18 protein-coding genes are annotated in these 16,708 nt (G+C 60.8%); 8 read left to right on the forward strand and 10 right to left on the reverse strand.

The window, feature by feature from the left end; translation table 11 throughout:
• Positions 1-208: 208 nt before the first annotated feature.
• On the forward strand, positions 209-886 hold the full coding sequence (locus tag IEV88_RS07375) for an MBL fold metallo-hydrolase (RefSeq protein ID WP_188159055.1): 678 nt from the start codon (positions 209-211) through the stop codon (positions 884-886).
• A gap of 13 nt (positions 887-899) precedes the next feature.
• Here IEV88_RS07375 and IEV88_RS07380 read toward each other — a convergent pair whose 3' ends face one another.
• Positions 900-1,352 (reverse strand): SRPBCC family protein, encoded by a 453-nt coding sequence (locus tag IEV88_RS07380; RefSeq protein WP_188159054.1) that lies wholly within the window; start codon positions 1,350-1,352, stop codon positions 900-902.
• Positions 1,345-1,656, reverse strand: a complete 312-nt coding sequence (locus IEV88_RS07385) for an ArsR/SmtB family transcription factor (RefSeq protein WP_206711252.1) — start codon at positions 1,654-1,656, stop codon at positions 1,345-1,347. Before IEV88_RS07385 ends, IEV88_RS07380 begins: the two co-directional genes overlap by 8 nt.
• Positions 1,657-1,891: 235 nt before the next feature.
• Here IEV88_RS07385 and carB point away from each other — a divergent pair, with 235 nt between their 5' ends.
• On the forward strand, positions 1,892-5,191 hold the full coding sequence (gene carB, locus IEV88_RS07390) for a carbamoyl-phosphate synthase large subunit (protein WP_188159052.1): 3,300 nt from the start codon (positions 1,892-1,894) through the stop codon (positions 5,189-5,191).
• A gap of 75 nt (positions 5,192-5,266) precedes the next feature.
• Complete coding sequence (gene greA / locus IEV88_RS07395; RefSeq protein ID WP_188159051.1) at positions 5,267-5,740, forward strand: transcription elongation factor GreA; 474 nt, start codon at positions 5,267-5,269, stop codon at positions 5,738-5,740.
• 56 nt (positions 5,741-5,796) lie between these two features.
• Here the strand turns inward: greA and IEV88_RS07400 are convergent, their stop codons facing one another.
• Genes IEV88_RS07400 through IEV88_RS07410 form a run of 3 tightly spaced genes read right to left on the reverse strand, consistent with a single transcriptional unit; the run spans position 5,797 to position 6,702 of the window.
• Positions 5,797-5,964, reverse strand: coding sequence for a hypothetical protein (locus tag IEV88_RS07400; RefSeq protein WP_188159050.1), 168 nt, complete (start codon positions 5,962-5,964; stop codon positions 5,797-5,799).
• Between the two features lies 1 nt (position 5,965).
• Positions 5,966-6,169 carry a helix-turn-helix domain-containing protein gene (locus IEV88_RS07405; protein ID WP_188159049.1) on the reverse strand — a complete coding sequence of 68 codons (204 nt, stop codon included), beginning with the start codon at positions 6,167-6,169 and terminating at the stop codon, positions 5,966-5,968.
• A complete protein-coding gene (locus IEV88_RS07410) occupies positions 6,169-6,702 on the reverse strand; it encodes a DUF2975 domain-containing protein (RefSeq protein WP_188159048.1) in 534 nt (177 codons plus the stop codon). The genes IEV88_RS07405 and IEV88_RS07410 overlap by 1 nt, the downstream gene beginning before the upstream one ends.
• A gap of 74 nt (positions 6,703-6,776) precedes the next feature.
• Here IEV88_RS07410 and IEV88_RS07415 point away from each other — a divergent pair, with 74 nt between their 5' ends.
• Positions 6,777-7,358, forward strand: coding sequence for a hypothetical protein (locus tag IEV88_RS07415; RefSeq protein WP_188159047.1), 582 nt, complete (start codon positions 6,777-6,779; stop codon positions 7,356-7,358).
• A 115-nt stretch (positions 7,359-7,473) separates the two neighbouring features.
• Here IEV88_RS07415 and IEV88_RS07420 read toward each other — a convergent pair whose 3' ends face one another.
• The gene (locus IEV88_RS07420; RefSeq protein WP_188159046.1) at positions 7,474-7,944 is read right to left on the reverse strand and encodes a M23 family metallopeptidase; all 471 of its coding nucleotides are present in this window, start codon (positions 7,942-7,944) and stop codon (positions 7,474-7,476) included.
• A gap of 104 nt (positions 7,945-8,048) precedes the next feature.
• On the opposite strand from IEV88_RS07420, the gene IEV88_RS07425 reads away from it, so the two are divergent.
• Both IEV88_RS07425 and trxB read left to right on the forward strand, forming a co-directional pair.
• On the forward strand, positions 8,049-9,074 hold the full coding sequence (locus IEV88_RS07425; RefSeq protein ID WP_188159045.1) for a mitochondrial fission ELM1 family protein: 1,026 nt from the start codon (positions 8,049-8,051) through the stop codon (positions 9,072-9,074).
• Positions 9,075-9,147: 73 nt separating this feature from the next.
• Positions 9,148-10,107 (forward strand): thioredoxin-disulfide reductase, encoded by a 960-nt coding sequence (trxB, locus tag IEV88_RS07430; protein WP_188159044.1) that lies wholly within the window; start codon positions 9,148-9,150, stop codon positions 10,105-10,107.
• A 34-nt stretch (positions 10,108-10,141) separates the two neighbouring features.
• On the opposite strand, the gene IEV88_RS07435 is transcribed toward trxB, so the two are convergent.
• From IEV88_RS07435 to IEV88_RS07445, 3 genes are all read right to left on the reverse strand, one after another.
• Positions 10,142-10,528: a DUF302 domain-containing protein gene (locus IEV88_RS07435; protein ID WP_188159253.1), complete on the reverse strand. Its 387-nt coding sequence runs from the start codon at positions 10,526-10,528 to the stop codon at positions 10,142-10,144.
• A gap of 194 nt (positions 10,529-10,722) precedes the next feature.
• Positions 10,723-11,214 (reverse strand): Dps family protein, encoded by a 492-nt coding sequence (locus tag IEV88_RS07440; RefSeq protein ID WP_206711251.1) that lies wholly within the window; start codon positions 11,212-11,214, stop codon positions 10,723-10,725.
• A gap of 88 nt (positions 11,215-11,302) precedes the next feature.
• Entirely contained in the window at positions 11,303-12,511 is a 1,209-nt protein-coding gene (locus IEV88_RS07445; RefSeq protein ID WP_188159042.1) for a pyridoxal phosphate-dependent aminotransferase, read from the reverse strand.
• Between the two features lie 147 nt (positions 12,512-12,658).
• Between IEV88_RS07445 and IEV88_RS07450 the strand changes: the two genes are divergently transcribed.
• Both IEV88_RS07450 and IEV88_RS07455 read left to right on the forward strand, forming a co-directional pair.
• Positions 12,659-13,891: a mechanosensitive ion channel family protein gene (locus IEV88_RS07450; RefSeq protein WP_188159041.1), complete on the forward strand. Its 1,233-nt coding sequence runs from the start codon at positions 12,659-12,661 to the stop codon at positions 13,889-13,891.
• Positions 13,892-13,977: 86 nt separating this feature from the next.
• On the forward strand, positions 13,978-15,345 hold the full coding sequence (locus IEV88_RS07455) for a M28 family metallopeptidase (RefSeq protein ID WP_188159040.1): 1,368 nt from the start codon (positions 13,978-13,980) through the stop codon (positions 15,343-15,345).
• Here IEV88_RS07455 and IEV88_RS07460 read toward each other — a convergent pair.
• Complete coding sequence (locus IEV88_RS07460) at positions 15,342-16,529, reverse strand: FAD-binding domain-containing protein (protein ID WP_206711250.1); 1,188 nt, start codon at positions 16,527-16,529, stop codon at positions 15,342-15,344. The two genes, IEV88_RS07455 and IEV88_RS07460, sit on opposite strands and share 4 nt — an antisense overlap.
• Between the last annotated feature and the right edge of the window lie 179 nt (positions 16,530-16,708).

The following is a 16,708-nucleotide window of genomic DNA, read 5'->3' on the forward strand; positions in this document are numbered from 1 at the left end:
GTAAAACATGCGTGACTTACCAGTCTCGTAACAAACAGACTTAACGGCGCTTAACCCTGAACCATCCCTGTCCGGATCAATTGACTGAATTTCTTGGCCAAATCGCAATATGGTAAAGGACGGGTTACCGTGTGACCGCTAAGAATTGAGAAAAATTTGCGCGAGTAGCCGGATGCAATGCGCCGTCAAACCCCCTATAGTGATGGCTATGACAGACCAGACTCCACAGCCCCCGTTCAAGATCCAGATCGTGCCGGTCACGCCGTTCCAGCAAAATTGCTCGATCATCAGGGCCGCCTCCGGCGCCGCCGCGATCGTCGATCCGGGCGGCGAGCCGGACAAGCTCATGGCCGCGGCCGAGCAGATCGGTGCGAGGATCGAGAAGATCTGGCTGACCCACGGCCATCTCGACCATGCCGGCGCCGCAGAAGAGATCAAGCGCCGCACCGGCGCCATCATCGAGGGGCCGGCGAAGCCCGAAACCTATTGGCTCGAACGCGTGCGCGAGAGCTGGAAAAAGATGGGCTGGGAAGGCGGCGAGGATGTCACGCCCGACCGCTGGCTGAGCGACGGCGATACGCTGGAGCTGGACGGCAACGAATTCGGTGTCGTCACGACGCCCGGCCATACGCCCGGTCACGTGGTGATCTATTCGCAGGCCGCGCGGCTCGCCTTTGTCGGCGATGTCATCTTCAAGGGCTCTGTCGGGCGCACGGATTTCCCGATGAGCGATCCCCCTGCCCTGATCGAGTCCATCGTCACCAAGCTCTGGCCGCTTGGTGACGACATGACGTTCATTCCCGGCCACGGGCCGATGTCGACCTTCGGCCAGGAACGCCAGACCAACCCCTTCGTCGCCGACAGGGTGCTGGCCGGCAGGCGGTAGCCGCCTCGGCGCCCTAGCCGACGACGAAGCGCAAACGAACGAAATGCTCGTCCCAGCCCTTGTCGTGATCGGCTGCCATGGCAAACGGGTTCTCCGCGACCCTCTCGAAGCCTGAATGCACCAGCGTCAGGATGGTGCCGCCCTCGGCCCGAACCAGTGTCCAGGTGCACAGGGTGTCGACGCCCTCCAGCCATTTATGGGTGAAGCTATGCACCAGTTTCCCGTCCTTGCCATCGGCAGGCGGTGTGAATTCCTTCACCGTGCCGGTACAGACCGGCTCGCCCTCCTTGCCTTCTGAATTGGTCACGGCGATCCAGTCACCGCCTTCGACCACATCCACACCGCCCGCCATGAACCAAGTCGCGAGCAGGTCCTTCTTCGTCAGGAAGCGCCAGACCCGCTCGGGCGAGGCCTTGAGGAACAGCGTCTTGGTGATGGTCATCCCCGCTCTTGTTGCTTCAGTCATCATCTCTCTCCACTTCAAGTTTCAGGTTTGCGAGCTTGTCGTCCCAGAAGGCATCGAAGAAGCCGAGCCAGCGCTGGGCCACGGCCAGCATTTCCGGCTGCAGGTGGTTGAGCCGTTCGCGGCCGCGCTGCTCGACGGTGATCAGCCGGCCCTCCTCGAGGATTTTCAGATGCTTGGCGACGGCCGGCCGGCTCATCTCGAAGCCCTGCGCCAGCGCATTCACGCCCCTGGGGCCGTCGCGCAATTGCTGGAGAATCGCCCGTCTCGTCGGGTCGGCGAGCGCCCGGAAGACGCCCTGTGTCAAATCATGTGATGCCTGGTATGTCATATTGTGAAACTAATTGGTTTCCCATAAAAAGGCAACCAATTAGTTTCATGTTGGCGCATATTCCAATTCGCATTTTTTGCGAGAAAAAGTCTTGGACCTGCAACAGACTTCCCCTAAAACGCGCTTCTAGCCGACAATATGTATTCAATGACGCGGATCGACCGACTGGGCGAGTCCGTGCGTCCGCCTGACAGGCGCTCGAAGGTAAGCAATGCCCAAAAGAACTGACATCTCCTCCATCCTCATCATCGGCGCCGGCCCTATCGTTATCGGGCAGGCCTGCGAGTTCGACTATTCCGGCGTTCAGGCCTGCAAGGCCCTGAAGGAGGAAGGCTACAGGATCATCCTGGTCAACTCGAACCCGGCGACGATCATGACCGATCCGGAGCTCGCCGACGCGACCTATATCGAACCGATCACCCCGGAATTCGTCGAAAAGATCATCGCGAAGGAACGTCCCGACGCCCTCCTGCCAACCATGGGCGGCCAAACCGCGCTGAACTGCGCTCTCGCCCTCGATGCCTCAGGCGTTCTTGAAAAATACAATGTCGAGATGATCGGCGCCAAGGCCGACGTGATCGACAAGGCCGAGGACCGCGAGCGCTTCCGCGAGGCGATGGACAGGATCGGCCTGGAAAACCCGCGCGCGACCATTGCCTCCTCGCCCAAGATCAAGAACGAAGCCGGCAAGGTCACCGGCTATGACCGCGTCCGCGGCGTTGCCATCGCCATGGAACAGATCGACGAGATCGGCCTGCCGGCCATCATCCGGCCCGCCTTCACCCTCGGCGGCACCGGCGGCGGCGTTGCCTATAATCGCGAGGAATTCGAGCATATCGTCCGTGCCGGGATCGAGGCCTCGCCCACCGGCCAGGTGCTGATCGACGAGAGCCTGCTCGGCTGGAAGGAATTCGAGATGGAAGTCGTCCGCGACAAGGCGGACAATTGCATCATCGTCTGCTCGATCGAGAATATCGACCCCATGGGCGTGCATACCGGCGATTCGATTACCGTCGCCCCGGCCCTGACGCTGACCGACAAAGAATACCAGATCATGCGCGACGCCTCGATTGCGGTGCTGCGCGAGATCGGCGTCGAGACCGGTGGCTCCAACGTGCAATTCGCCGTGAACCCCGAAAATGGCCGCCTCGTCGTGATCGAGATGAACCCGCGCGTGTCACGCTCCTCGGCGCTGGCGTCCAAGGCAACCGGCTTCCCGATCGCAAAAATCGCGGCCAAGCTCGCCGTCGGCTACACGCTCGATGAACTCGACAATGACATCACCGGCGCAACACCCGCGAGTTTCGAGCCGACCATCGACTATGTCGTCGTGAAGATCCCGCGCTTTGCCTTCGAGAAATTCCCCGGTGCCAAGCCGCTGCTGACCACCGCGATGAAATCCGTTGGCGAGGCCATGGCCATCGGCCGCACCTTCCAGGAAAGCCTGCAGAAAGCGCTGCGCTCGCTGGAGACCGGCCTGTGCGGGCTCGATCCGATCAAGATCGAGGGGCTCGGCGGCGACGATGACGTCAATGCCTTCCGCGCGGCGCTGGCCGCACCGACACCGGAACGCCTGCGCGTGACCGCAGAGGCGCTGCGCCATGGCATTCCGATCGAGCAGGTGCGCGCGATCACGTCCTATGATCCGTGGTTCCTCGACCAGATCCAGGGCATCGTCGAGGCCGAAGAGAAAGTCGCCCGCGAGGGCATCCCCTCGAACCCGGAAAGCCTGCGCTACCTGAAAGCCATGGGCTTTTCCGACAAGCGTCTGGCACAACTGGCCGACGGCACGGAAGAAGAAGTGCGCGCCCACCGCTACAAGCTCGGCGTCCACCCGGTCTACAAGCGGATCGACACCTGCGCGGCGGAATTCGCCGCGAAGACACCCTATATGTATTCCGCCTACGAACCGCCGGTCGGCGGCAAGTTCATGTCGGAGAGCCAGCCGACCGATGCGAAGAAAGTCATCATCCTTGGCGGCGGCCCGAACCGGATCGGCCAGGGCATCGAGTTCGATTATTGCTGCTGCCATGCTGCCTTCGCGCTCGCCGACATCGGCATCGAATCGATCATGGTCAACTGCAATCCGGAAACCGTCTCGACCGACTATGACACATCGGACAGGCTCTATTTCGAGCCGTTGACAGCCGAAGACGTGCTGGAGATCGTCCGTGCCGAGACCGAAAACGGCACGCTTGCCGGCGTGATCGTGCAATATGGCGGGCAAACCCCGCTGAAGCTTGCAGAAGCGCTCAATGCCGCTGGCGTGCCCATTCTCGGCACGCCGGTCGAGGCGATCGACCTGGCCGAGGACCGGTTCCAGTTCCAGGGCCTCGTCAACAGGCTTGGCATGCTGCAGCCGGACAACGCCACTGCCTCGACCCGCGAGGAAGCGCTGGATCTCGCCGAACAGGTCGGCTACCCGCTGGTCACCCGGCCCTCCTATGTTCTCGGCGGCCGGGCCATGGAAATCGTCCGCGGACCGGAAGGCCTGAAGAACTATCTCGACCGTGCGGAGATCGCCTTCAACAAGAAGGAGCCGCTGCTGCTCGACCACTATCTGCAAAATGCCGTCGAGGTCGATGTCGATGCCATTTGCGATGGCGAGGACGTCTTCATCGCCGGGGTGATGGAACATATCGAGGAAGCCGGGGTCCATTCCGGCGACAGCGCCTGCTCCCTGCCGCCCTATACACTGAGCAAGGACATCATCGCCGCGCTGAAGGCCCAGACGACAGTGCTCGCCAAGGCACTGGGCGTCATCGGCCTGATGAATGTCCAATATGCAATCCAGGGCAGCACGATCTATATCCTCGAGGTCAATCCGCGTGCCTCGCGCACCGTGCCGTTCGTCGCCAAGACCATCGGCTATCCCATCGCCGCCATCGCCGCCAAGGTGATGGCCGGGATGAAACTGTCGGAATTCAACCTCGAAGACCGTGAGCTGAATCACACCGCCGTCAAGGAAGTCGTCTTCCCGTTCTCGCGCTTTCCCGGCGTCGACACGGTGCTCGGCCCTGAAATGCGCTCCACGGGAGAAGTCATGGGCCTCGACACCAATTTCGACCGCGCCCGGGCCAAGAGCATGATCGCCGCCGGTATCAGGACGCCGCTGGAAGGCTGCGTGTTCATCTCGGTCAAGGATGCCGACAAGGATCTGGTCCTGTCTGCCGCCAAGCGCCTGACCGAGATCGGCTTTTCGCTGATGGCAACCGGCGGTACGCAGGAATTCCTCGTTGAAAACGGGCTGGAATGCCGCCGGGTCAACAAGGTGCTGGAAGGCCGTCCGCATATCGTCGACGCCCTCGTCAATGGCGAGGTCCAGATGATCTTCAACACGACGGAAACGGCACGGTCCATCGCCGATTCCCGTTCGATCCGCACCACGGCGCTGCAAAACAAGATCCCCTGCATCACCACCGTGGCCGGCGCCCGCGCCGCCGTTCGGGCGATTGAGGTCCTCCAGAAGGATACTCTTGAAGTTTTGCCGCTACAGGCCTATTGTAGCTGATCGCGAAACGATTACATGACGCCCGCATCGCTATGATGCGGGCCTTTATTATTTTCCGAAGGAGACGGAGCCGACATGGAAAAGATCCCCATGACCGCCGAGGGGTATTCGAAACTTGAATCCGAGATCAGGCGGCTGAAGTCCCAGGAGCGACCGGCCGTCATTCAGGCGATTTCCGAAGCACGCGCCCATGGCGACCTGTCGGAAAACGCGGAATATCACGCTGCCAAGGAGCGCCAGAGCCTGGTCGAGGGCCAGATCCTCGACCTCGAGGACAAGTATACCCGCGCCCAGGTGATCGACGTGTCAAAGCTGAACGGCTCGACCGTGAAGTTCGGCGCCACGGTAACCGTGGTCGACGAGGATACCGATGAAGAGAAGGTCTATCAGATCGTCGGCGATGTCGAAGCCGACCTTGCCGCGGGCAAGATTTCCCTCTCCTCGCCCATCTCCCGCGCCCTGATCGGCAAGGAAGAAGGCGACTCGATCGAAGTGGCTGCGCCGGGCGGCGCCCGCGCCTATGAGATTCTCAAGGTGGAATACAAATAGGCTCTGCCTCAAGAGAGTGACACAAGACCCGGCCTTCGCGGCCGGGTTTTTTCATTTCAGTAACTGCCGGGCTGGCACTGGTCCTGATACGGATCCTCGCGGCAGCTGTCTCTTTCCTGCTGACGCTTGTTTCGCGGATCGTCGTAATCATACGGCGTCAAGGATGAGCACGCCGACAGACCAAGCGCCAGGCTCAGAGCCAGGCTCGCCAGTAATAGCCTCATATCATTCCTCCCTGTCCAGAATATCGCCGGGCTTGCAATCGAGCACTGCGCAGATGCGGTCGAGCGTCTCGAACCGCACGCCCTTCACCTTGCCCTGCCGCAACAGCGACACGTTCTGTTCGGTGATGCCGATCTGCTCGGCCAGGTCCTTGGCCTTCATCTTCCTGAGCGCCAGCATCATGTCGAGCCTGACAATAATCGCCATCACACGATCTGCCTGTTTTCATCGTCGAGCCTCAACGCCTCGTCCATGACAACGCCCATCAGCAACAGGACAAAGCCGAGCGACAGCAGAATGAAGTGCTGCGAGGTGAAGGTGATTGCCAGCGTGCGTTCGCCGGGCGGAAAATCATAGGTGAGCGCGAGGCTTGACCCCATCGAGGCGAAGAAATGAACCACAACCAGCACCATCAGCCAGAAGCCGGCACGGCGCACTGCGACCACGGTCTGCCGGTGAAAGACGGTCTCCCGGGCGAAATTGGCAAACAGCCGGTGCAGATTGAGCAGAATTATCAGCCAGACCGCCATGGCGGGGACCGTCAGCAGCCCGATCAACACTCGCTTGGTGTGGCTGATATCACCCGGCACGTCGAGATTGGCCATTTCCCGGGCCAGCTCTGCAATGACGATCTCAGGATTGAACACAACCCAGATCGTCGATCCGATAATCGAGAGAATGAGGCCGACGATGACCCACGTCATCATGGCACTGAGGATGATGGTTCGCTTTTTCAGCATTGACAGATCACTCGCTTTGCATTCATAATTTAACGTAATACAATAATTTTTCATCGTCAATTATGGATACCACCATGAAACGTCTTGCCGCAGCCATCGCCGCTCTCACGCTGTCAGCCTGTACGTCGATGCCGCTGTCAACCATGTGGCAGATGCGCAATGCCGATCCGCTATCGATGGATCCGGCCGAGGTTCGCGCCGCCGCGCGCCTGCCGGAGCATTATGATATTGCGCCCGGTCGGGCGATCATGTCGCTATCGGTCGAACGCGAGAAAACGCAGGAGCGCGTGGCGGAGAAGTTCACGCTGGCCCAGACCGACATTGTCGACAGCCCCATGCTGGCGAAGGAACAGAAGGAGGGTTATCACATCGTGACCTTCTGGGTGGCGGAGACAGACCGCGCCCGCTTCCGCCAGTTCCAGGCCACCGCCAAGCGCTGGAAAACGGAAACGCCGGGCGAGGTCCGCGGCACGATGAGCCTGATGGTCCAGCCCTGCCTTGAAGAGGGCAAGCCCCTAGGCCAGGTCCGGGTCTCCAGCTATATCCAGATGGCTGCCGATGCCGACTTCATTGTCCTGACCAAGGATATCGACCTCAGCCGGCAATATGACGTCGACGGACTGACACGCGAGGTCAAGACCTGCCCACGCGATTGAAAGCACAGACCTCGCTCAGCCGGCGTCCGGATCGAGCCAGGGACGCTGCCCTTGCACTCTGGAAGATGAATTTTTCCGCATTCAAACGATTTCATTTGAATGCGGGTTGATCCGGTCAGCGGCGGTATTCCTGATAGATGAAGAACCGGCCGGGGTCGATCAATTCGCCATCCCGGCTCATCTCGAGGTGCAGATGCGGCCCCGTGGCGTTACCGCTGGTTCCGATCTCGCCGATCTTCTGCCCCGCCTTGACCTCATGTCCGACCCGCACGTCGATGACGGAAAGATGCGCATACATGCTGCGCAACCCGCCACCATGGTCGAGCCGCACGATCAGGCCATAGGCACCGTAACTCTCCGCCGCGATCACGCGGCCATCGGTGACCGCGACGACCGGCGCGCCATAGGGGGCAGAAATATCGAGTCCGTCATGCTTGCGCCGCCCCGGACCACCGCCTGAAAAGCCGGATGTCTGCAGCCCCTCCACCGGTTTGGTCAGGGATGGGACAGGGCGTTTGCCCGGCACGCTGGCACAGGCAGCAAGCGCCGTGAGCAACAGGAAGAGGGTAAGAGTCCGGAACGTCATGGCCGATTACCTGTTTAGAGCATTTATCGAAAGATTGCGATCTACTGTCCATATGCTTAATGAATTGATATTACATCGTTAACCCACCTGGAGCGCCACGAGATTTGAGCGACACCGACAAAAAGCGCAGCTGCTGGATCGTCTCGGACGGTCGGGCAGGTATCGAGAACCAGGCCCTCGGGCTGGCGGAAGCGGTCGGACGCCTCGTGCCCCTCGACATCTCGATCAAGCGCATTTCGGTAAAATGGCCGTGGCAGTCCCTGCCCGCCCGGATGTGGGCGAGCCGCCCCTTCGGCAAGCTGGCCCAGGTCCTCGATGGCGACAATATCCCCGACAAGCAGGGCCTGGATGAGCCATGGCCCGATCTGTGGATCGGCTGCGGGCGGCTGTCGATCCCGTATTCGATCGCCGTGCGCCAGACGCGGCGCAGCTATGTCGTCCAGACCCAGGACCCGCGCGTGCCGCTGGACGGGTTCGATCTGGTCATTCCGCCCCATCATGACGGCGTCTCCGGCGCGAATGTCATCTCCATCCACGGTGCGCCCACGCGCCTCACGGCAACGCTGATGGCCGAGGATGCCAAGCTGCTGGAAGAGGCATTGCCCCACCTGCCCCGGCCACGCATCGCGGCCCTCATCGGCGGCGACAGCAAGGCCTTCCGCATGACGCCGGCGGTGATCGAGACGATTATCGGCACGCTGAAAACCCTCGCCACTGACGGCGCCGGGGTGATGATCACCACGTCCCGGCGCACGGGCAAGATCAATGAAACGCTGATCCATGACGCCCTTGGCGGCTTCGACAATGTCTTCTTCTGGCAGGGCGACAGGATCGGCCAGCTGGCGAACCCCTATGCCGGCATGCTGGGACTGGCCGATCACATCCTGGTGACGCAGGAATCGACCAACATGATCACAGAGGCGGCAACGACGGGCAAGCCGGTCCACATCCTGCCGATGGAAAAGGGCAGCACCAAGTTCGCCAGCTTCCATGACAGCCTGAAAAAACAAGGGATTACCCGGCCCCTTGCCCTGCCACTGGCCGACTGGACCTATTCACCCCTGCGCGAGACCGACCGGGCGGCAAAGGAACTGGTCAAACGTTGGCTCGGACGGATGGCGGCAAAGTAAATCCGCCCTTGAACCGGGCCCCAAGACCAGTACATAAACACCGCTGACCAAGCTTCTGAAAGGCGGAAACGACATGTCCCAGAAACACGCCAAGCTTCTCATCATCGGGTCCGGCCCGGCCGGCTATACCGCGGCGATCTATGCCGCCCGCGCCATGCTGGAGCCTGTCATCGTGCACGGCCTGCAGCCGGGCGGCCAGCTGACGATCACTACCGATGTCGAGAACTATCCGGGCTTTGCCGATGTCATCCAGGGCCCCTGGCTGATGGAGCAGATGCAGAAGCAGGCAGAGCATGTCGGCACGGAAATGATCTCCGATATCATCATCGAAGCGGACCTGAAGACGCGTCCCTATACGTTCAAGGGTGACAGCGGCACGATCTATACCGCCGATGCCGTCGTCATCGCCACCGGCGCCCAGGCCAAATGGCTGGGCCTGCCGAGCGAGCAGAAATTCCAAGGCTTCGGCGTGTCGGCCTGCGCCACCTGCGACGGGTTCTTCTATCGCAACAAGCATGTCGCCGTTGTCGGCGGCGGCAATACTGCCGTCGAAGAGGCGCTGTTTCTGACCAACTTCGCCTCGAAAGTCACCCTGATCCACCGCCGCGACGAGCTGCGCGCAGAACGCATCCTGCAGGACCGCTTGTTCAAGAACCCGAAGGTCGAGGTGATCTGGAACACGGAAATCGCGGAAGTTCTGGGCACGGAGCAGCCGCTTGGCGTCACCGGCCTGAAACTGCACAACCGCCTGACCGGCCAATCCTCTGACATCGAGGTCGATGGCTTCTTCGTCGCCATTGGCCACAGCCCGGCAACGGAGCTGTTCAGGGGCCAGGTCGACATGAAGGACAGCGGTTATATCATCACTGCGCCAGATTCCACGGCGACCAGCGTTCCCGGCGTCTTCGCGGCCGGCGACGTCACCGATGAGACGTATCGCCAGGCCGTCACCGCCGCCGGCATGGGCTGCATGGCGGCGCTGGAAGCAGAGAAATATCTGGCCGAACACCATCTCGCCGAAGCGGCGGAATGACGGAAGGCTGCCCGGACGGGCGGCCTTTTTTCGATCAGAGACCTTCGATGACCTTCTGCAGTCTGTCGCGCACATCCGCAGCGATACCGGCGAGACTGTCGTTTCCCACCGCGGACATAGACGCCACAGGGTCGACCGCGGCCACCTCGACTTCGTCATTCGCGATCTGCTGGACGATCACATTGCAGGGCAGCATGACGCCGATCTTGTCCTCTGCCTGCAATGCCTGCCACGCCATTTGCGGGTTGCAGGCGCCAAGAATGCGATAGGGACGGAAATCCTTGTCAAGCTTCTTCTTCATCGTGGCCGACACATCGATTTCGGTCAGCACGCCAAACCCTTCGTCCTTGAGAGCTGCGGTCACCCGCTCAATAACGTCTTCAAAAGATCCTGAGACGGTTTTTGCGAAATAGTAGGTCATGAGATCCTCCATGATCCAATTGCCGGTAAGCACCATGTAAGCTGGCGGTCGCAAAAAGCACCCTGTCCGTCCGAGCCGTATATCCACAGCACAGACACTCGCTACCGGGACACGAAAAAAGGGAGGCCGAAGCCTCCCTTGCCCTGTTATCAGCGCTGTTCAGACAGAGCGCCAAATCCAGGATTAGCTGAAGATCAGCCCTGCATCGAGCGCAGCATCCAGGCGGTCTTCTCGTGGAACTGCAGCCGCGCGATCAGAAGGTCTTCGGTGCCATCATCATCGGCCTCGTCGGCGACTTCGATGAAGTCGCGCAGATGCGTCGCGATCGCTTCATGGTCCTTGGTCAGGTTGGCGATCATGACGTCGGCGCTGGGCACGTCATTGTCGCCTTCCTCGATCTGGCTCAATTCCGCCATGCGGCGGCCCGAGCCCGGGGCGTAGACACCCAGTGCGCGGATGCGTTCGGCCAGCTCGTCGAGCGCAGCCCACATATCGCGATACTGCTCCTCGAACATCAGGTGCAGCGTGCGGAATTGCGGGCCGGTGACGTTCCAGTGATAGCCATGGGTCTTCATGTAGATCGCGTAGGTCTCGGCGAGAGCCTTCGACAGCGCCTCGGCCACTTTTTCGCGGTCGCCTTTTTCAATACCAATATCAACAGACATGTTCTGGTCTCCCTTGTTCATCTCTACTATGAGATAGGCTCTCAGGGACATTAATCAAGGCGATAAACTCTCTAATTCATATCGATTTGATTAATGCACCGGTCGGGGCCTATTCCAGCGCGTCGCAGAATTTCTGAATCCGGAAACAGGCGTCTTCGAGCGATGACTTGTCGGTCGCGTAGGAAATCCGGAAGAACGGCGACAGGCCGAACGCGACACCCGGCACGACAGCGACAGCCTCTTCTTCCAGCAATGCGGCGGCAAAGCTCTCGTCATCCTCGATCTTGATACCCGTGCTGGACGTCTTGCCGATGCACCCGGCGCAGGACGGATAGACGTAGAACGCCCCCTCCGGCGACATGCACTCGATCCCCTTGGCATCGTTCAGCATGGAGACGACGAGGTCGCGGCGCTCGCGGAACGCCGCATTGCGCTCCTTCAGGAAGCCATGATCGCCGTTAAGCGCGGCAACGGCCGCCCATTGCGAGATCGAGCACGGGTTCGACGTCGACTGGCTCATCACCTTGCGCATGGCGGCGATCAGCTGGGTCGGGCCACCGGCATAACCGATCCGCCAGCCGGTCATGGCATAGGCCTTGGATGCACCATTCATGGTCAGGGTGCGGTCAAACAGTGCCGGCTCGACCTGGGCCGGCGTGACGAACTCGAAGCCGTCATAGATGATATGCTCATACATGTCATCGCTCAGTACCCAAACCTTCTCGGCGCCTTTCAACACGTCAGTAATGCCCTGCAGCTCGCCGGCGGAATAGGCGCAGCCGGTCGGGTTCGACGGCGAGTTGAAGATGAACCACCGGGTCTTCTTGGTGATCGCCTTCTTCAACGCTTCGGGCCGCAGGCGGAAACCGTCCTCGGCCTTGGTCTCGATGATCACCGGCTTGCCGCCGGCAAGCAGCACCATATCGGGATAGGACACCCAGTATGGCGCCGGGATGATGACTTCGTCGCCCGGGTTGAGGGTTGCCATCATGGCGGCGAAGATCATGAACTTGCCGCCCGGCGTCACGATGATCTGGTCTGTCGTATAGGACAGATCGTTATCGCGCCTGAACTTTTCGGCCACCGCCTTTTTCAGCTCGGGGATGCCGTCGACGGCGGTATATTTCGTCTCGCCGCGCTCGATCGCCTCGATGGCGGCTTGCTTGACGTGCTCGGGCGTGTCGAAGTCCGGCTCGCCGGCGCCAAGGCTGATGACATTCACACCCTTGGCCTTCAGGTCGCGGGCCTTCTGGGTCACGGCCAGTGTCGGCGAGGGCTTCACACGTTTCAGCGTTTCGGAAAGGACAAGATCGGCCATTCAATACTCCATTATTCGCAGAAACTAATAGGCGTCTCGGACCAGGATGCAACTTTTCTCTTTGTCACGGGGAGGTCAGGGTTAACATGAACCAAAAGGACCTGTAGGCATTAGGCTTGTATCGATAGAATGGGTGCAGGGGCGCACATGATTTTCCAGACAAGACCGGATGACGGTGAGCTTATCCAGCTTGACGAGATTGCCGAGCAGACCAGCGGGTTCTTCGGTGAGATACAGGAAAAGCTGATATCCGCTTGGCAGATCGTCGAGGCCAATGGCCCGGAATGGGCGATCGGGATCGGCATTGTCGCCCTTCTATACCTGTTTTTCAGGTTCCTGCGCGCCATCATTGCGGGCGTTCTGAAAAGCAGCAAGCACCCCTCGAACAGCTTTCGCAATGTCCTCGCCAGCCTGGTTTCAGGGACGAACAGCCTGGTGATCATCTTCGGGGTGGCCGCGCTGATCGCCCCTTTCGTGTTCAGTCTGTCCGACGACAATCTGGCCTTCTTGCGCACAACTTTCACCGTGCTCGTCATCCTGCAGCTGGCCCTGTGGGCGCGGGTTCTGGCCAAGGCTTTCCTGACCAGGGCGGCCGAGCGCAGCACCTCCGACGACAGCACCATCAAGAACGCCATGTCGGTGCTGACGGTGCTTGTGAACGTGGTGATCTTCCTGATCGCCGGCATGACGATCCTGCAGAACATGAATGTGGATGTCACCGCCCTTGTCGCGGGTCTCGGTGTCGGCGGCATCGCCATCGCCCTGGCCGCACAGAACATCTTCCAGGACCTGTTCGCCTCCCTGTCGATCCTCTTCGACAAGCCCTTCGCCAAGGGCGATTTCATCCAGTATGGCTCGGACGGCACGCGGCTTGGCACGGTCGAGAAGATCGGCCTGAAGACAACGCGCATCAAATCGCTGTCCGGCGAGGAACTTGTCATCGGCAACAGCCAGCTTCTGGCCGCCGAGGTCCGCAATTACCGCCGCATGACCGAGCGCCGCATTCTCTTCCAGATCGGCGTCACCTATCAGACGCCGCATGACCAGCTGGAGAAAATCCCCGGCTATCTGAAAGGCATCATCGAGAATACCGAGAATGTGCGCTTCGACCGGGCTCACCTGCTCAGCTTCGCCGACAGCGCCATCTCGTTCGAGATCGTCTATTTCGTGCTGACCCGCGAGATGATGGACTATATGAACGTCAATCAGAAGATCCTGCTATCGATCCACCGGAAATTTCAGGACGAAGGCATCGACTTTGCCTATCCGACCCGCACACTCTGGATCGAGGGCGGTGGCGATCAGCCTGCTTCTCTTGAGGGCGACTCTTCGACTTCGGACCTGGCCGACCGTCGAACCGGCCTGATGAAACGCCAATAGGCGGTATCGCTTCTGCCTGACCGCCTGGCCTTTGCCTTTTGCGCCACCACCGCTACTCTCTTTCGCAGACAAAGAGGGTATCCGAGATGAAAAAATTCGCCAGCGCGGCCGTCGCCGCCCTTCTTCCCGCCATTTCCGGTTTCGCCTATGCGCAGGATACCGCCCCTCCCGGCGAGGTGATGAAGCTCTATGATATCGCCAATGCCCCCTCACCCGAGCGCATCCGCGCCGATATCCAGACGCTGGTCGATTTCGGCACCCGCCATACCCTGTCGGAGACGGAGAGCGACACCCGCGGCATCGGCGCGGCCCGCCGCTGGATCTTTGACGAATTTGAGAAGATTTCCGCCGAGTGCGGCGGCTGCCTCGAGGTGATGTATATCTCCGACACGATCGAGGGCGAAGACCGTATCCCCGAGCCGACGGAAGTCGTCAGCGTCATTGCCATCCAGCGTGGCACGCTCGACCCGAACCGCTTCGTGATGATGTCCGGCGATATCGACAGCCGGGTGACGGACCCGCTGAACGGCACTGACGATTCCCCCGGCGCCAATGACAATGCCTCCGGCATGGCCGGCGCGCTGGAAGCGGCCCGTGTACTGACCAAATACGAATTTGCCGGCTCGATCATCTATGCCGGCCTGTCCGGCGAGGAACAGGGCCTGTTCGGCGGCGAGATCGTCGCCGCCCACGCGCTGGAGGAAGGCTGGCAGATCAAGGCCGTTCTCAACAATGACATGATCTCCAACATCGAGGGCATTGACGGCGTGATCGACAATGCCACCGTGCGCGTCTTTTCCGAAGGCACGCGCGCTGTCGAGACCGAACGCGAAGCCTATCTGCGCCGCTTCACCGGCGGCGAGGTCGATTCCCCCTCCCGCAACCTCGCCCGCTATATCGACAGGCTGTCAGATGACTACATGACCAATCTCGACGTGATGATGGTCTATCGCCTCGACCGCTTTCGCCGCGGCGGCCACCACCGCCCCTTCAACGAGGCCGGCATTCCCGGTGTGCGCATCATGGAGGTTCATGAGCATTATGACCGTCAGCACCAGGATCTTCGCACCGAGGACGGAACCGTCTATGGCGACACGATGGCCGGCGTCGACGAGAATTACGCCGCCAAGCTCACTGCGCTGAATGCCATCACCATGGCCGGCATTGCCGGCGCCCCGCCCTTCCCCGCCAATGTCGAGATCGAAGGCGCGGTCTCGCCGGACACGACCCTGACCTGGGAAAAGCCGGCAAATTCCGGCAATCTCGCCGGCTATCGCGTCTGGTGGCGTCTGACGACCGAACCGCAATGGACCCATTCGCGCTTCGTCGGCGATGTCACCGAATACACGCTGGAGAACATCGTCATCGACAATTATTTCTTCGGCGTGTCCGCCGTCGCACAGGACGGCAGCGAAACCCCGGTCGTCTTCCCGGGTGTGGCCGGGCGGTTCTAGAAGCGCTCTATCAGCCCCGGGATTTTCTTTTTCAGCTTGAAGAAACCTTTTGTCGCATGGGGCCAGGCTTCGGCATCATACGGCCTCAGTATACGGCAGAATGTCAGCCCTGCCTTATCGAAGGCAGGGCCTTCATGCTGCAGCGCTTCGGCAACCGGGCCGACAGGCGCGTAAGGCGTCACGATCCGGCGTGCCTTGGCGGAATGCGCCAGGGCGACAAGGCGATCAGCCCAGCCAGCTTCTGACGCCTGCAATACGACAGCGTTATTGCCCGCACCAAAATGGCTGGTCGCGGCACGGCACCCATCGGCGAGCGCCGCGCCGGTAAAGTCGCTGACAGCCTCACTGACCGGCAGGGGCGATCGCATTTGCGATGCGGCAAGACCGGCGATGGCGGCCGGCCGTCCCGGAAGGGCAAGGCTGGCGGCGTGGCAATCATCCTCGTGCAGAAGCAGAAGATAAGGCGCTGACGGATCAATTTCGGTACGCGCCGGCAGTGGACCGATCGCCTCGTCCTCCTGCTCTTGCAGCGCTGGAGCATTATCCACCAGCTGGCCTGCCGGATTGAAACGGCCATTGGTGAATCTGGCGATATTGTCCGCCTGCGCCAGATAGGTCTTGCCCTTGGTATGCAAGCCACCAACCCAGCGCCAGCTCAGCGTGTTCGACGCAGCATCGCCATCGACCAGGTGCCTGTAGAAGAAATCGGCCCCAAGCTGCCATGGCAGTGTCAACGTGAATATCCAGATCGACGCGAACCACATCCGCGCGTGATTGTGCAGATAGCCTGTATCGACGAGTTCCCGGGCCCAGTGATCGAAGCACTCAATGCCGGTCGCCCCCGAAACCGCCTTTTCGTAGCCGGTGCGCAGGCCTGTGTTGTTCTCCAGTTCGGCGACAAGGCTCTCGACATCGGCGCGGTAGCGCTGCCAAATCTGCGGGCGCTGTTCCAGCCAGCCCTTGAAATACGCCCGCCAGTAGACCTCCTGGATGAACTTCTCGGCTGCGGCGAGCGAATGGCGCGATAAGACGGCGCCGATAACTTCCTGCTCAAGGATCAGACGGTGCCGCAGCCATGGCGACAGAGCTGAAACGCTGTTGGGCCCGCCAGGTCCATGGTCGACGTTCCGCCCTGTCGCATAGGGTATCCCGGCACGGGGGGTAAACTCTGCGAGCCGCGCCAAACCTGCCTTTCTATTCGGAACGAACTCCAGCCCGCACATCTTCTGCCCTTCCCGCTTCACAACCGCCCGCAGTTGAATATTGCTCTGCGCGCGATCGGGGCAAGACCACCACCGAGTTGGTCGAGGACGTGACAGTCGAGCCGCATTTCTCCTCGCGCCAATATAAAAGGGGCCACGCG

The organism is Aquisalinus flavus (genome assembly GCF_014640095.1).
GTDB classification, from domain to species: Bacteria; Pseudomonadota; Alphaproteobacteria; order Caulobacterales; family Parvularculaceae; genus Aquisalinus; species Aquisalinus flavus.

Excerpts from the sequence above, each read along its gene's own strand:
- IEV88_RS07435 (WP_188159253.1), bottom strand. The coding sequence starts at position 10,528 with ATGACCTACTATTTCGCAAAAACCGTCTCAGGATCTTTTGAAGACGTT.
- carB (WP_188159052.1), top strand. The coding sequence starts at position 1,892 with ATGCCCAAAAGAACTGACATCTCCTCCATCCTCATCATCGGCGCCGGC.
- IEV88_RS07450 (WP_188159041.1), top strand. The coding sequence starts at position 12,659 with ATGATTTTCCAGACAAGACCGGATGACGGTGAGCTTATCCAGCTTGAC.
- IEV88_RS07375 (WP_188159055.1), top strand. The coding sequence starts at position 209 with ATGACAGACCAGACTCCACAGCCCCCGTTCAAGATCCAGATCGTGCCG.
- greA (WP_188159051.1), top strand. The coding sequence starts at position 5,267 with ATGGAAAAGATCCCCATGACCGCCGAGGGGTATTCGAAACTTGAATCC.
- IEV88_RS07455 (WP_188159040.1), top strand. The coding sequence starts at position 13,978 with ATGAAAAAATTCGCCAGCGCGGCCGTCGCCGCCCTTCTTCCCGCCATT.
- IEV88_RS07415 (WP_188159047.1), top strand. The coding sequence starts at position 6,777 with ATGAAACGTCTTGCCGCAGCCATCGCCGCTCTCACGCTGTCAGCCTGT.
- IEV88_RS07440 (WP_206711251.1), bottom strand. The coding sequence starts at position 11,214 with ATGAACAAGGGAGACCAGAACATGTCTGTTGATATTGGTATTGAAAAA.
- IEV88_RS07445 (WP_188159042.1), bottom strand. The coding sequence starts at position 12,511 with ATGGCCGATCTTGTCCTTTCCGAAACGCTGAAACGTGTGAAGCCCTCG.
- IEV88_RS07420 (WP_188159046.1), bottom strand. The coding sequence starts at position 7,944 with ATGACGTTCCGGACTCTTACCCTCTTCCTGTTGCTCACGGCGCTTGCT.
- IEV88_RS07400 (WP_188159050.1), bottom strand. The coding sequence starts at position 5,964 with ATGAGGCTATTACTGGCGAGCCTGGCTCTGAGCCTGGCGCTTGGTCTG.
- IEV88_RS07380 (WP_188159054.1), bottom strand. The coding sequence starts at position 1,352 with ATGACTGAAGCAACAAGAGCGGGGATGACCATCACCAAGACGCTGTTC.
- IEV88_RS07410 (WP_188159048.1), bottom strand. The coding sequence starts at position 6,702 with ATGCTGAAAAAGCGAACCATCATCCTCAGTGCCATGATGACGTGGGTC.
- trxB (WP_188159044.1), top strand. The coding sequence starts at position 9,148 with ATGTCCCAGAAACACGCCAAGCTTCTCATCATCGGGTCCGGCCCGGCC.
- IEV88_RS07405 (WP_188159049.1), bottom strand. The coding sequence starts at position 6,169 with ATGGCGATTATTGTCAGGCTCGACATGATGCTGGCGCTCAGGAAGATG.